The 13130-nt window shown below is 50.0% G+C and carries 13 protein-coding genes; 2 read left to right on the forward strand and 11 right to left on the reverse strand.

Features of this window, described 5'->3' with window-relative positions:
* Positions 1–141 precede the first annotated feature (141 nt).
* From rny to recA, 3 genes are all read right to left on the reverse strand, one after another.
* A complete protein-coding gene (gene rny / locus OCV62_RS07500) occupies positions 142–1689 on the reverse strand; it encodes a ribonuclease Y (RefSeq protein WP_117959660.1) in 1548 nt (515 codons plus the stop codon).
* Between the two features lie 164 nt (positions 1690–1853).
* Positions 1854–2474 (reverse strand): regulatory protein RecX, encoded by a 621-nt coding sequence (locus tag OCV62_RS07505; RefSeq protein WP_262585791.1) that lies wholly within the window; start codon positions 2472–2474, stop codon positions 1854–1856.
* A gap of 7 nt (positions 2475–2481) precedes the next feature.
* A complete protein-coding gene (gene recA / locus OCV62_RS07510) occupies positions 2482–3582 on the reverse strand; it encodes a recombinase RecA (protein WP_021914743.1) in 1101 nt (366 codons plus the stop codon).
* A 266-nt stretch (positions 3583–3848) separates the two neighbouring features.
* On the opposite strand from recA, the gene OCV62_RS07515 reads away from it, so the two are divergent.
* Positions 3849–4607: an SDR family NAD(P)-dependent oxidoreductase gene (locus OCV62_RS07515; RefSeq protein ID WP_262585792.1), complete on the forward strand. Its 759-nt coding sequence runs from the start codon at positions 3849–3851 to the stop codon at positions 4605–4607.
* 59 nt (positions 4608–4666) lie between these two features.
* Here the strand turns inward: OCV62_RS07515 and OCV62_RS07520 are convergent, their stop codons facing one another.
* From OCV62_RS07520 to OCV62_RS07555, 8 genes are all read right to left on the reverse strand, one after another.
* Positions 4667–5629, reverse strand: a complete 963-nt coding sequence (locus tag OCV62_RS07520) for a hypothetical protein (RefSeq protein WP_262585793.1) — start codon at positions 5627–5629, stop codon at positions 4667–4669.
* Positions 5630–5635: 6 nt separating this feature from the next.
* Positions 5636–6889: a competence/damage-inducible protein A gene (locus OCV62_RS07525; RefSeq protein WP_021914746.1), complete on the reverse strand. Its 1254-nt coding sequence runs from the start codon at positions 6887–6889 to the stop codon at positions 5636–5638.
* A 316-nt stretch (positions 6890–7205) separates the two neighbouring features.
* Positions 7206–7742, reverse strand: coding sequence for a CDP-diacylglycerol--glycerol-3-phosphate 3-phosphatidyltransferase (gene pgsA, locus OCV62_RS07530; protein ID WP_021914747.1), 537 nt, complete (start codon positions 7740–7742; stop codon positions 7206–7208).
* Positions 7726–9063 carry a 30S ribosomal protein S12 methylthiotransferase RimO gene (gene rimO / locus OCV62_RS07535; RefSeq protein WP_262585794.1) on the reverse strand — a complete coding sequence of 446 codons (1338 nt, stop codon included), beginning with the start codon at positions 9061–9063 and terminating at the stop codon, positions 7726–7728. The genes pgsA and rimO overlap by 17 nt, the downstream gene beginning before the upstream one ends.
* Positions 9064–9085: 22 nt before the next feature.
* Positions 9086–9331, reverse strand: a complete 246-nt coding sequence (gene rpoZ, locus OCV62_RS07540; RefSeq protein ID WP_021914749.1) for a DNA-directed RNA polymerase subunit omega — start codon at positions 9329–9331, stop codon at positions 9086–9088.
* Between the two features lies 1 nt (position 9332).
* A complete protein-coding gene (gene gmk, locus OCV62_RS07545) occupies positions 9333–9968 on the reverse strand; it encodes a guanylate kinase (protein ID WP_262585795.1) in 636 nt (211 codons plus the stop codon).
* The gene (locus tag OCV62_RS07550; protein ID WP_021914751.1) at positions 9958–10242 is read right to left on the reverse strand and encodes a DUF370 domain-containing protein; all 285 of its coding nucleotides are present in this window, start codon (positions 10240–10242) and stop codon (positions 9958–9960) included. Before OCV62_RS07550 ends, gmk begins: the two co-directional genes overlap by 11 nt.
* Positions 10243–10256: 14 nt before the next feature.
* Positions 10257–11135, reverse strand: coding sequence for a YicC/YloC family endoribonuclease (locus OCV62_RS07555; RefSeq protein ID WP_117959483.1), 879 nt, complete (start codon positions 11133–11135; stop codon positions 10257–10259).
* A gap of 285 nt (positions 11136–11420) precedes the next feature.
* Between OCV62_RS07555 and OCV62_RS07560 the strand changes: the two genes are divergently transcribed.
* On the forward strand, positions 11421–13130 hold a 1710-nt coding region (locus OCV62_RS07560), incomplete at its 3' end, for an Rqc2 family fibronectin-binding protein (protein WP_262585796.1).

The raw sequence follows: 13130 nt of genomic DNA on the forward strand, positions 1-13130 counted from the left end.
GCAGGTGGTTTTTTGTTTCGGGCATCTCCATTTTTCGGAACACGAAAAACTCCAATACCCTCAACAGGATAAATCCCATAAAAAAAACGCGAAGCCTTGTAAATAATATATTTACATAGGTTTCGCGCCTTTTAGCGTTACTTATTTTGCGTAGTCCGTTACGCGGCTCTCTCTGATCACATTGACCTTGATCTGTCCCGGATATTCCAGCTCTGCTTCGATCTGCTTGGAAATATCCCGTGCCAGGAGTACCATATCCGCATCGGAAATCTGCTCAGGAACTACCATAACCCGAACCTCTCTGCCCGCCTGAATGGCAAAGGATTTATCTACACCTTTGAAATTGTTGGAAATGTCTTCTAATTGTTTCAGTCTGCTGGTATAGGTTTCCAGCGTCTCTCTTCTTGCACCCGGACGAGCTGCAGAAATTGTATCAGCAGCCTGTACGATACAGGCAATCAGAGAGGTCGGCTCTACATCGCCGTGGTGGGATTCCACCGCATTGATGACTGTCGCGGACTCTTTGTATTTCCGGCAAAGCTCAGCGCCCAGCTGGATATGAGAGCCTTCCATTTCGTGATCCACTGCCTTACCGATATCATGCAGCAGACCTGCACGTTTTGCAAGACGGACATCCAGTCCCAGCTCTGCAGCAAGCAGACCGGACAGATGTGCTACCTCGATCGAATGCTTCAATGCGTTCTGACCGTAGCTCGTCCTGAATTTCATCTTACCTAACAGTCTGACAAGTTCCGGATGAATACCGTGTACGCCGACTTCCAGTACAGCGGCCTCGCCCTCTTCTTTAATCATTGTCTCTACTTCACGCTGTGCCTTTTCTACCATCTCTTCGATTCTGGCAGGATGGATACGTCCATCTACAATCAGCTTCTCCAGTGCAATCCGCGCAACCTCTCTGCGGATCGGATCGAAGCCGGAAAGCACAACTGCTTCCGGTGTGTCGTCGATAATCAGATCAACGCCGGTCAGGGTTTCAAGGGTACGGATATTACGTCCTTCCCGTCCGATGATACGCCCTTTCATTTCATCGCTGGGAAGCTGTACGACAGAAATCGTCGCTTCGGATACATGATCTGCAGCACATTTCTGAATCGCATTGACCACATATTCTTTCGCTTTCTTGTCAGCTTCCTCTTTGGCCCGATGTTCCATTTCCTTGATCATCTTGGCCGATTCATGCTTCACATCATCTTCAACAATTTTCAGCAAATATTCCTTTGCCTGGTCGGAGGTCAAACCAGAGATTCTTTCCAGTTCCTGGACACGCTGCTCGTTCAATCGGGAAATTTCTTCCTTCTGCTTCCGCATCTCCTCTTCCCGCTTCGCCAGATAAGCTTCTTTCTTCTCGATCGCATCGGTCTTCTTATCGATGTTCTCTTCCTTCTGCTGCACGCGGCGTTCGTACCGGGTAACCTCGGCTCTGCGTTCCTTGATCTCGCGATCCAGTTCGTTCTTGGTACGAATGGATTCCTCCTTCACCTCCAGCAGTCCTTCCCGTTTCTTCGCTTCTGCAGTCTTTAACGCTTCATCAATGATTTCTCTGGCTTTGTCATCCGCATTACCGATCTTCTGCTCAATTCCCTTTTTACATTGCGCAGAGGCGATCAGTGCGGTAACCGGAACAGCAATCAGCAGGGTAACAATTGCTGTTATAACGATTGGCACCATCATTCCAGGAGCACCTCCTTATTTAATTTTCATTGTGCAATATCAGTTATAGAATGTTTATTCCCATTCTTATAAACAATTTTACAACATCTCAATTTTATACAATTCCACTACAGATGTCAAGTAATTCCGTGCCATTCTGCACAAATCGGTGCCCCCGGCAGTTACAGTTCACCCGCCAGCTCCATGGCTTTTCTGATGGTTTCCGCGCAGATGCCCTTGCGAGACAGAAAAGCCGCCACCTTCCGCTTCTCTGCAAAGTCTGCCTGCGCAGGATCGTAACGCTTTTTGGCAAGCCACATCTGCGCGAGCGCAAGTTCGTCCGGTCCATCCCCCTTTTCTGCCGCTTCTGCAAATGCTGCTTCTATTTCATCCCTCGAAACGCCTCTTGCGATCAGATCCTGTTCCAACACGCGTTTGCTCTTTTTTCCCGCCTGATTAACGATGTAATCCTTTGCAAACTGCAGGTCATCCACATAATGATAGGATTTTACATAAGCGAGCGCGCTGTCGATGCTTTCCTGCGGATAACCGCCCTCTTTTAATTTGCTGCGCAGTTTGCTTTCCGTATACGCCCTGCTCTGCAAAAGGTTCATACAGCGCAGCGTCGCCCGTTTGGGCAGCACCTCCTGCATGATCTCCCGATAGGATTCTTCTGAAAGCTCTTCCTGTTCCCGCACCCCGAATAAACGAAGTTCGCCTTTGTATAATACAAAGGCGAAACTGTCCTCTAAATATATTTTGCAGCGGGACCGGGACAATTCTTCTATCCGGGTCACTGTCATGTACGTCTTACTCCTTTTCTGTCAGGCTCTGTTCTTTTGCGTCTGCACCAGACTTCTCTACTTTGCCTGTCGCAGCTTTCTCAGACTTTGCTGCTGCGTCTGCAGGTGTTTTTCTCTTCAGGCCGTAATGCTCGCGTACCTTCTCCTCGATCTCCTCGCAGATGTCCGGATGGTCCTTTAAGTAGCTTTTGGCATTCTCACGTCCCTGACCGATCTTATTGCCCTCGTAAGCATACCATGCGCCGCTCTTGTTCACGACGTTGATGTTCGCTGCCAGATCCAGGATATCCCCGACAACGGAAATACCTTCTCCGAACATGATATCGAATTCCGCTTCCTTGAACGGAGGCGCAATCTTGTTTTTAACGACTTTGACACGGGTACGGTTGCCGACCACTTCACCGCCCTGCTTTAAGGATTCGATTCTGCGCACATCCATACGGATCGAAGCGTAGAATTTCAACGCACGTCCGCCAGTCGTTGTCTCAGGGTTACCGAACATAACGCCGACCTTCTCACGCAGCTGGTTGATAAATACCACGGTACAGTTGGACTTGCTGATGACACCGGTCAGCTTTCTCAGTGCCTGGGACATCAGACGCGCCTGCAAGCCTACATGGCTGTCGCCCATATCGCCCTCGATCTCCGCCTTAGGTACCAGAGCCGCAACAGAGTCCACAACAACGATATCGATCGCGCCGGAGCGAACCATCGTCTCCGCAATTTCCAGCGCCTGTTCACCATTGTCCGGCTGGGAAATATAAAGGTTATCGATATCTACACCGATATTCTTCGCATAAACAGGGTCAAGCGCATGCTCCGCGTCGATAAATCCGGCGATTCCTCCGTTTTTCTGTACTTCTGCGATCATATGCAGGGTAACCGTCGTCTTACCACTGGATTCCGGTCCGTAAATCTCGATGACACGTCCCTTAGGGATTCCGCCCAGTCCCAGTGCAATATCCAGGCTCAGGGAACCGGTCGGGATCGTCTCCACATTCATCTGAGAGGCAGGGTCACCGAGCTTCATCACTGCTCCCTTGCCATATTCTTTTTCAAGCTTTGCAATCGCTGCGTCGAGCGCTTTTAATTTTTCTTCTCTTTCCATGCTGTCTCCTTCTACACAAGAACGGATGTTCTGGTATTATCATAAAACATTTGTTCGATTTTGTCAATAACAGAAGTTACGGTTCATGCGCGGCATGCATTTCCCCAGAAATTCTTCGTATGAATAGCAGTCTGTTTTTTCAGCATATCATAAAAACACCGGTCTGAACAGCCTTTCCCCGGTATCTTTTGCGGTACAGTTCAGGATTGCCTCCCCTGTCTGAAAATAGTATAATAAAATTATCAAACAGACAAGGAGGGTACCGTATGGATCGTTTGAAAGGAAAAGTAGCTGTCATCACCGGCGGAAATTCCGGTGTCGGGGAAGCGACCGCCAAATTGTTTGCAAAAGAGGGGGCTGTTGTTGTCATCACCGCCCGCAGGGAGGCCGCCCTGACGAAGGTTGCCGAGGAAATTAAAGCCGCCGGCGGCGAAGCTTTTGCTGTCTCCACCGATATTTCCAAACCGGAGGATCCCGAACGGCTCATGGAGCTGGTCCTGAAAAAATACGGTAAAATTGATATTCTCATCAACAATGCCGGAATTCTGGAAACCGGCTTAAAACCAATCGACCGCTTTTTGGATGAAGATCTCGACCGCATTGTTGAGACGAACCAGAAAGGAACCATGCGCTGTATGCGTGCTGCTGCCAGACGAATGCAGTCGGGCGCTTCGATCGTCAACGTCGCTTCCGTAGCAGGCGTAAAAGGCTGCGGCGGGGCCGCTTATGTCGCTTCCAAGGCTGCCGTGATCGGCGTGACCAAGCACACTGCGCTCCGTTTCCAGCAGACCGGCATCCGCTGCAATGCGATCTGCCCCGGGAATATCATCACACCGATGACGACCGGAACTGATCCTGCCATGCTCGACCCGGATATGATCGGCGCAATGGCTGCTCACAGCAATTTAAAGACACCGTCCTGCACCGCAGAGGATGTTGCCAACGTGATCCTTTTCTTCGCAAGTGACGAATCCCGCGCCATCACGGGACAGGTGATCGTGACCGATTTCGGCGCAATGCTATAAATCTTCAACGCAGGGGATCGCCCACGCTCCATAACGGAATCGGGCGGTCCCCTGCTGTTTTACATTTTTTTCAGATATTCCTCGTAGTCCTTTATCGTCGCCGTCATCCATCCAAACTGATTGTTCACGCCATTATAGTTAAACCCGATTTCCAGGCCGACCGGCGTATAGAAGAAAATACCTCCATCCGAGGAAAGAAGCTTCCGGAGCATCTCCGTCGGCCACTCGTTTTCTGACAGTTCCAGACCGTTCTGTTTTTGGCACTGTTTGCGGAATCGTTCTGCCAGTCGCGTCGAATAGTTAAACTGTTGTTCTTTTTTCAGGATTGTCCCTGTCTCCACATCGATATTGATCGCAGACAGTCCCGGCATGCTCTGGTTATTCAGATAAAACTTCTGATCGAACACAACACTCAGATGCTCGCTGTCCATGTTCGTGACATAGCCAAAGCACTGGATGTGACAGGAATCAAAGCCCGCCTGTTCGACGTACATCTGACAGTAATTTTTATAAAGAAGCGCCTGCTTTTCGATGATTTCATTCAAATAATCCCGATTCCTGATCTCACCGGTCAGCTTCGGATACAACGCATAAAACGACGCATCCTCCTGCTTGCGGCTCAAATCACACTCCTGCCACTCCACGCCGTAAGGGAGGTCATCGCGAATCGCATCCGTGATTTTTTCATAATACTCATCGTCCGCAGACGGAACATAGGTTTCATCCGTGGATTTGCCGGAGGCAGAGTCCGCCTGGCCAGGCTGTATGCCTGACGAAGCATCCGGCATCCCCGGCATCGAATTTTCAAAATTGTCCTGTGCACCTACAAGAGCGCTCTGCCGTGCAGAGTCCGCCGCCTGCTCCATCTGTTCCAGAAAGACTGCCGCCTGTGCCTCCATGCGGTCAAGCTCCGAGCGGTCGCCCGTCACAATCAGGAACAGGGCGAGGCATAGCAGAACTGCAAAGATTGCCGAGGCGATGCAGACAGCCGTAAAATAACAGTGATTCTGGTGCTTCTTCATCCTCGATCACTCCTTTTTCGAACAATTCTCCAAAATACAGCGCCGCGTCAGCGTCAGCGCTGCGGATACCGCATTGTCGCGAATTTTTTCACGGTTTCCGGAAAATCGATATTCCTGCGCGATCGTATGTCCCTGCACGCTGCAGCCGATATAAACCAGTCCGACTGGCTTGCGTGCCGTTCCTCCGTCTGGTCCTGCGATTCCGGTGATTGATACCGCGACGTCTGCCTTCGCCGCCGCAAGCGCGCCGGAGGCCATCTCCTTTGCCGTCTGCGTGCTGACCGCACCGAATTCCCTTAACGTGCTCTTTTTTACGCCAAGGAGCCGTCGTTTCGCCTGATTCGCGTAGGTCACATAACCGGTCTGGAACACGGAGGATGCTCCCGCCACATTGACAATTCTGCCAGCCAGAAGGCCTCCGGTGCAGGATTCCGCACAGGTAATGCTCATCTTATTTTTCTTTAGCAGCTTCACAACCGCTTCTTCCAGCGTCCGCTCTTCCTTTGTCGTGTAAACCATTTCACCGAAGCGTTTTTTCAGCTCGCGTATAACTGGCTTCACCAGCTTTTTGCCCTCCTGCTCGTCTTTTGCACGGGCAGTCACACGCAGATGTACCTCGCCGGTTTTGGCATAGGGCGCGATCGTCGGATTCGTCTGCGCATCGATCATATCCTGAATCATCGCTGCAGCCTTGCTCTCACCGATTCCACACAGCTTTACGGTGCGGGAATAGAAAATTTCCGGACTGAGCTTCTGTAAATACGGTTTTACCTGCTGCTCAAACAGCGGATGCAGCTCGTTCGGAGGTCCGGGCAACAAAATCATACGCTTTCCGTTTTCTTCCAGAATCAGTCCCGGTGCTGTACCGTTATCGTTGTCGAGCACCATTGCTCCCTCCGGGCAGAGCGCCTGTTTTTTGTTATTTTCGGTCATTTCGATCCTGCGCGCCTTAAAATACGCCTCGACGCGTTCCAGGCTGTGCATATCCATCACCAGACCTTTCCCCATCAGCTGCGCTGCAGTCTCTTTGGTCAGGTCATCCGTCGTAGGCCCCAGTCCGCCTGTCAAAATAACGATATCCGAACGGTTCAGAGCCTGCTGTATCTGCTCCTTTAAGCGTACCGCGTTGTCGCCGACTACGCTCTGATAGTAACAGGAAAGCCCCAGCCGCGCACACTGCTCCGACAGCCACGCTGCGTTCGTATTTACGATATTTCCCAGCAAAATCTCTGTTCCGACTGAAATCAATTCTACTGTCATAATTTTCCTCATTTCTGCGCACGTTTTTTGCGCATGTCGAGTTTGTGTCAAGTGCGCGCAGACACAAATCTCGTGATTGAAAAATTTTATTTTTCAATCTTCCTCCTGTCTGCGTTTTCGGAAATCCTGCGCTGTATTTTCCGTTTTTCCATATAACAGCTCAGGCGCGCGGCACATGCGCAAACAATGAATGCACGCTCTGCGAGCATTCTATTGTCATAAAAAAGCGTCATGCGCTGCGCGCCTGTCTTTTCCTAAAATTCATAAAAGTACTCTGCAAAAGCCACATTACGGCAAAGCAGAACTTTTATCCTGATCAGTGCTGGTCTTTGAGCACGTCTTTGTTTTTCATCAGATAATCTACCAGAGATACCACTGTCAGCACCAGCGCCACCCACATTACAATCGTGGTCAATACGGACAGTGCTTCGATATTGGCAATCATCAGACAGATCATAACCATCTGGAACGTCGTTTTGAACTTGCCCCAGTAGCTTGCTGCGATCACGCGTCCATTGTCAGAAGCGATCAGGCGGAAGCCGCTGATGATAAATTCACGGCTGATGATCACGATAACGATCCATGCCGGAATCCGTCCCATTTCCACCAGGCAGATCATTGCAGAACACACCAGCAGCTTATCTGCCAGCGGATCCATAAATTTACCGAAGTTGGTAACCAGGTTATGCTTCCTTGCGATGTGACCGTCCAGCAGATCCGTCAGACTTGCCACAATAAAAATTGCAAGGCTGATCCATTTAGAGGCCTCTCCACCCCATCCAGTCAGCATAAAAATAACAAAAAACGGAATCATGATGACTCTCGCCATCGTCAGTTTATTTGGTAAATTCATCTTCCAATTCTCCTATCAGATCGTATTCATAAGCGCCTGTAACTCTTGCCTGTACAAAATCTCCCGTCATCAGTTCTCTGGAAGTGTTGATAAACAGATATCCGTCCACATTGGGCGCATCGCGGTAGGTTCTCGCCACATAAGCATTTTCGTCCGCCACCTTGCCCTCGATCATCGCAAGCAGCGAGCGTCCGATCATGGATTCGTCCTTGTCAAACGCGATATCCTGCTGCAGCTCCATGATTTCCGCCTGACGCTCCAGCTTCACGGATTCCTCCACCTGATCCGGCATCTCTGCGGCGGGCGTATTTTCTTCCTGAGAATATGGGAAAACACCAAGGCGGTCGAATTCCATCCGATTGACAAAATCCAACAGCTCTTCATGGTCTTTTTCCGTTTCTCCGGGGAAACCTGAAATCAATGTTGTACGCAGACAGATGTCCGGGATTTCTTCCCGAAGCTTTGCTATAATCCCTTCCAGCTCTTCTTTCCGGGTTTTGCGTCCCATTTTCGCAAGAATTTTATCGGATGCATGCTGAATCGGCATATCCAGGTAGTGACAGACTTTCGGCTGCTCCTTCATGACCTGAATCAGCTCTTTTGTAATTTCTTCCGGATAACAGTAAAGCAGGCGAATCCAGACAAGCCCTTCGATCGTGCAAAGCTTGCGCAGAAGCTCCGGCAGCATCTTTTCCCCATAAAGGTCGATGCCGTAAACGGTCGTCTCCTGTGCGACTAAGATCAGCTCCTTCGCACCGTTTTCCACCAGCTTTTTTGCCTCACGCACGAGGGAATCCATCGGAATCGATCGGTAATTGCCGCGCACAGAGGGAATAACGCAGTAGGTGCATCTCTTATTACAGCCCTCTGCGATTTTCAGATACGCAAAATGTCCGCCTGTCGTAACACTTCTCGGAACCCCGTAAACGCAGGCGCGGTCGATATCTTCGAGATGATTCTCGCTTTTTCCTGCCAGGACGGAATCGACCGTTTCTACGATCCTATCAATCGCCGTCGTGCCAATGATCGCATCCACCTCCGGAATTTCCGTCTGAATTTCATCTTTGTAACGCTGTGCCAGACAGCCGCAGACGATCAGCGCCTTTAACTGTCCTTCCGTTTTCAATTCTGCAAGCTGCAGAATCGTGTTGATGCTCTCTTCCTTGGCGTCGCCGATAAAACAGCAGCTGTTGACAACCGCAATGTCCGCTTCCGCCTCATCATCGGTAAAGGTATAGCCCTTTTCCGCCAGCTGACCGAGCATCATTTCCGTGTCCACCAGGTTCTTATCACAACCCAGGGATACAAATAAAATCTGCATATGTTGTTCCTTTCCAGGAGATTTAATCTTCTTCCTCTTCCTCGCCGAGGATCTTGATCTTGCCCTGATTGAGCTCATCTACAGCGATGGAAAGCGGCTTCTCGCCGGGCTTTACCTTTACCATCGGCTCATGTCCGCCTATGATCTGTCTTGCTCTTTTTGCTGTTGCCATTACGATGGAATAACGGCTGTTTACAATCTTCTCTTCGCCGGGTTCTACCTCGCTGTTTACGACTTTCATCAGATCAGAATAAGAAGGATGTAACATGTTAATTTTCTCCTTTCACGAGAGCGTTCAGCTCTTCCTTTAAGTTTGTAATATGCTCCAAATTCAGATTCGGGCGCTGATGCTCTGCACGGACAATCCCGTTGACCGCCTCCATGCACACTCCCAGATCGTCATTGACTACAATATAATCATACTGCTCTACAAACGCAGATTCTTCCTCTGCGCGGGAAAGACGCTTTAAAACCACGTCCTGTGTTTCCGTTCCGCGGCCTTCCAGTCGGCTCTTTAGCTCCTTTGCAGACGGGGGCAGCACAAAAATCAGCACTGCGTCCGGAAACTTTTCCTTTACTTTCAGTGCGCCCTGCACTTCGATTTCGAGCACAACGTCCTTGCCGCTGTTGCGCTGCTCTTCGACCCATGCCTTCGGCGTGCCATAATAATTGCCCACATAGCTTGCGTATTCCACAAGTCCATCCTGTGCAATCGTCTGTTCAAACGTATCGTGATCCACGAAAAAATAAGAAACGCCGTCGATTTCTCCCTCTCTCGGCTTTCTTGTCGTCATGGATACGGAAAGTGCATAATTGTCACATTCTGTCACGAGCTTTTTGACCAGCGTACCCTTTCCGACGCCGGAAAAGCCGGACACTACGACCAGCAATCCTCTATGATTCATCCTGTTTTTCCTCCTCTGCAGACGGCTGCGTATCCTGCGGCAGCTGAGCCCTCGCCGCAATCGTCTCCGGCAGCAACGCCGACAAAATCAACTGACTGTTTTCCATCACAAGAACCGCCTTCGTTCGTCTGCCCTGGGTGGCATCCACTGCGTTTCCGGTCTCCCTCGCCTTTTGTACGAGACGCTTGACCGGTGCCGAATCCGGGCTGACCACTGCAATGATTTTATCCGTATTGACAATATTGCCAAAACCGATATGTATAAACTGGCTCAATCCTGTTTCCGCCTTTACTCGATATTCTGAATCTGCTCGCGTACCTTTTCGATCAGCGTCTTTAACTCGATTCCGCAGTTGGACAGCTCCAGATCGGTCGTTTTGGACAGGATCGTGTTTGCTTCGCGGTTCATTTCCTGTGCCAGGAAATCCAGCTTTCTGCCGATGCTTCCACCATCTGTCAGAGACTTTTTCATTGCAGAAATATGACTCTGCAGGCGCACAATCTCTTCATCCACACAGATTTTATCTGCATAAACCGTAACTTCTGTCAGCAGGCGGCTCTCGTCTGCCTTGACGTCGCCGAGCAGCTCCTGCACCCGCTGGGTCAGTTTCTGACGGTATTCCGAAACAATCTGCGGAGAACGCTCTTCGATAAAATCCACATAGCCTTTCATCTCGTCGAGCTTTGCGCACAGATCGGTCTTTAACGCCTCTCCCTCGCGCACTCTCGCAGTGACAAAGCCCTCTGCCGCCGAGCGCAGCGCCTTTTCTAACGTCTTCCAGATTCCCTCTTCGTCCGGTTCTTCCTCTTCCATCGAAAATACTTCCGGAAACCGCGCAAGGGAAGACAGCTTCGTGTCGTCTTCCAGTCCGAAATCCGCCGACATCTGTCTTAAATAATCCAGATACTTCGCAGCCACATCCTTATTATAACGAATGCTGACCTTCTCCTGCCCGAGATCCTCGTAGGTGATAAAAACATCCACCTTGCCTCGCTGGATGTACTCTTTCAGAAGATTACGGATCGCAGCTTCGAAGAAATTCAGCTTCTTTGGCATCTTTAAATTCACGTCCAGATACCGGTGATTGACCGATTTCATCTCCACTGTAAATTTGCGGTTATCCTCGCAGATCTCACATCTGCCAAATCCCGTCATACTCTTTATCATCTGTTCTCCCATCCGGCCGGCGCATTTTGCCGGCAACATTGGAATTCCCATAATCCATTTTATTATAATCGCCGACCTGGATTCCGTCAAGGATTTCTGTTGGGGTGAGCCATGACAAACGCAGGAAGGATCATCCTTGCGTTTGCCGTGCGTTTTTCCCACGCCCCTTTTCATTCGCTGCCCGTTCTGTTATACTGATAACAGTGTCTGTGCAGATATTGTCAGCTCTCCCTGCGCAGACTTGACGCATTACCGGTCCCGGACCGAAAGAAAAGAGGAATTTTCATGGCATTTGATGGCATTACCATTGCAAATATTGTAAAAGATTTACAGGACAATCTCATAGACGGTCGGCTGTCCAAAATCGCCCAGCCTGAACCTGACGAGCTGCTCTGCACGATTAAAGGCAAAAACGGTCAGCAGCGTCTCTGTCTCTCTGCAAGCGCTTCCCTGCCGCTCATCTATCTGACGCGCGACAATAAACCAAGCCCCATGACCGCGCCGAATTTCTGTATGCTGCTTCGAAAGCATGTCCAGAATGCGCGTATCGTCTCCATTTCCCAGCCTGGTCTGGAACGAATCGTCATTTTTGAACTGGAACACCTGGATGAGCTGGGTGATCTGCGCCGCAAAAAGCTGATCGTCGAAATCATGGGAAAGCACAGCAACATCATCTTCTGCGATGAGGACAACAAAATACTGGATAGTATCAAGCACATTTCCGGTCTGGTCAGCTCTGTCCGCGAGGTTCTGCCCGGCAAGCCGTGGTTCATCCCTCACACCCAGGAAAAATTCGACCCGCTCACTGCAGACCGCACCCTTTTTATGGAACAGGTCTTTTTAAAGCCCTGCGACTGTTTCAAGGCGCTTTATACGACTTTCACCGGACTCTCTCCCGCAATTTCACACGAAATCTGCTTCCGCGCCGGCGGGCATGCCGCACTTTCTACCGCTGCATGTACAGATACCGATAAAGAATCTCTCTGGAACGCATTTTCTGAGATCATCACCCAGGTGAAAAACGGACAGTTTTCTCCCTGTATCGTCTATGAAAACGACGTGCCTGCAGAATATGCCGCGCTGAAGCTGACCTCCTATCCGGAATCCAGCCGCAAAGACTATGCGGAAATTTCGTCGCTTCTGGAAGATTATTATGCGGAGAAAAACAAAATCACCCGCATCCGTCAGCGTTCTTCTGACCTGCGCAGAATCGTATCCACCGCCCTCGAGCGCAATGTCAAAAAATACGACCTCCAGTTAAAGCAGCTTAAAGACACCGAAAAACGCGACAAATACCGCATCTGGGGCGAGTTATTAAATACCTACGGTTACAGTGCACAGCCCGGTGACAAATCCCTCGAGGCGGTCAATTACTACAACGGCGAACCTGTCACAATCCCCCTCGATCCGCAGCTGACTGCCGGAGAAAATGCAAAGAAATATTTTGAAAAATATAATAAACTGAAACGTACCAATGAGGCGTTGAGTGCCCTGACCAAAGAGGTGCATGATGAAATCGAGCATCTGGAATCCGTTGCGAACGCCCTCGACATCGCACGTGCTGAGGAAGACCTTGTTCAGATCAAGGAAGAGCTGATCGAAAGCGGCTATATCCGCCGAAAAGGCGGTTCCAAAAAGGTAAAAATCACAAGCCGTCCGTTCCACTATATCAGCAGCGATGGTTTTTCCATGTATGTCGGTAAGAACAACCTGCAGAATGAGGAACTGACCTTTAAGTTTGCTGTCGGCAACGACTGGTGGTTCCATGCAAAGGGCAGACCGGGTTCTCATGTCATCGTAAAAACCGGCGGAAAAGAGCTTCCGGACGCAACCTTTGAAGAAGCCGCACGTCTTGCCGCCCACTACTCCACCGGACGCGATCAGGAAAAAATCGAAGTCGATTATGTAGAGAAAAAACAGGTCAAAAAGGTGGCCGGTGCAAAGCTTGGATTCGTTATTTACCACACGAACTACTCTATGGTGATTTCGACGGAT

This window comes from Gallintestinimicrobium propionicum (assembly GCF_025567525.1).
GTDB classification, from domain to species: Bacteria; Bacillota; Clostridia; order Lachnospirales; family Lachnospiraceae; genus Gallintestinimicrobium; species Gallintestinimicrobium propionicum.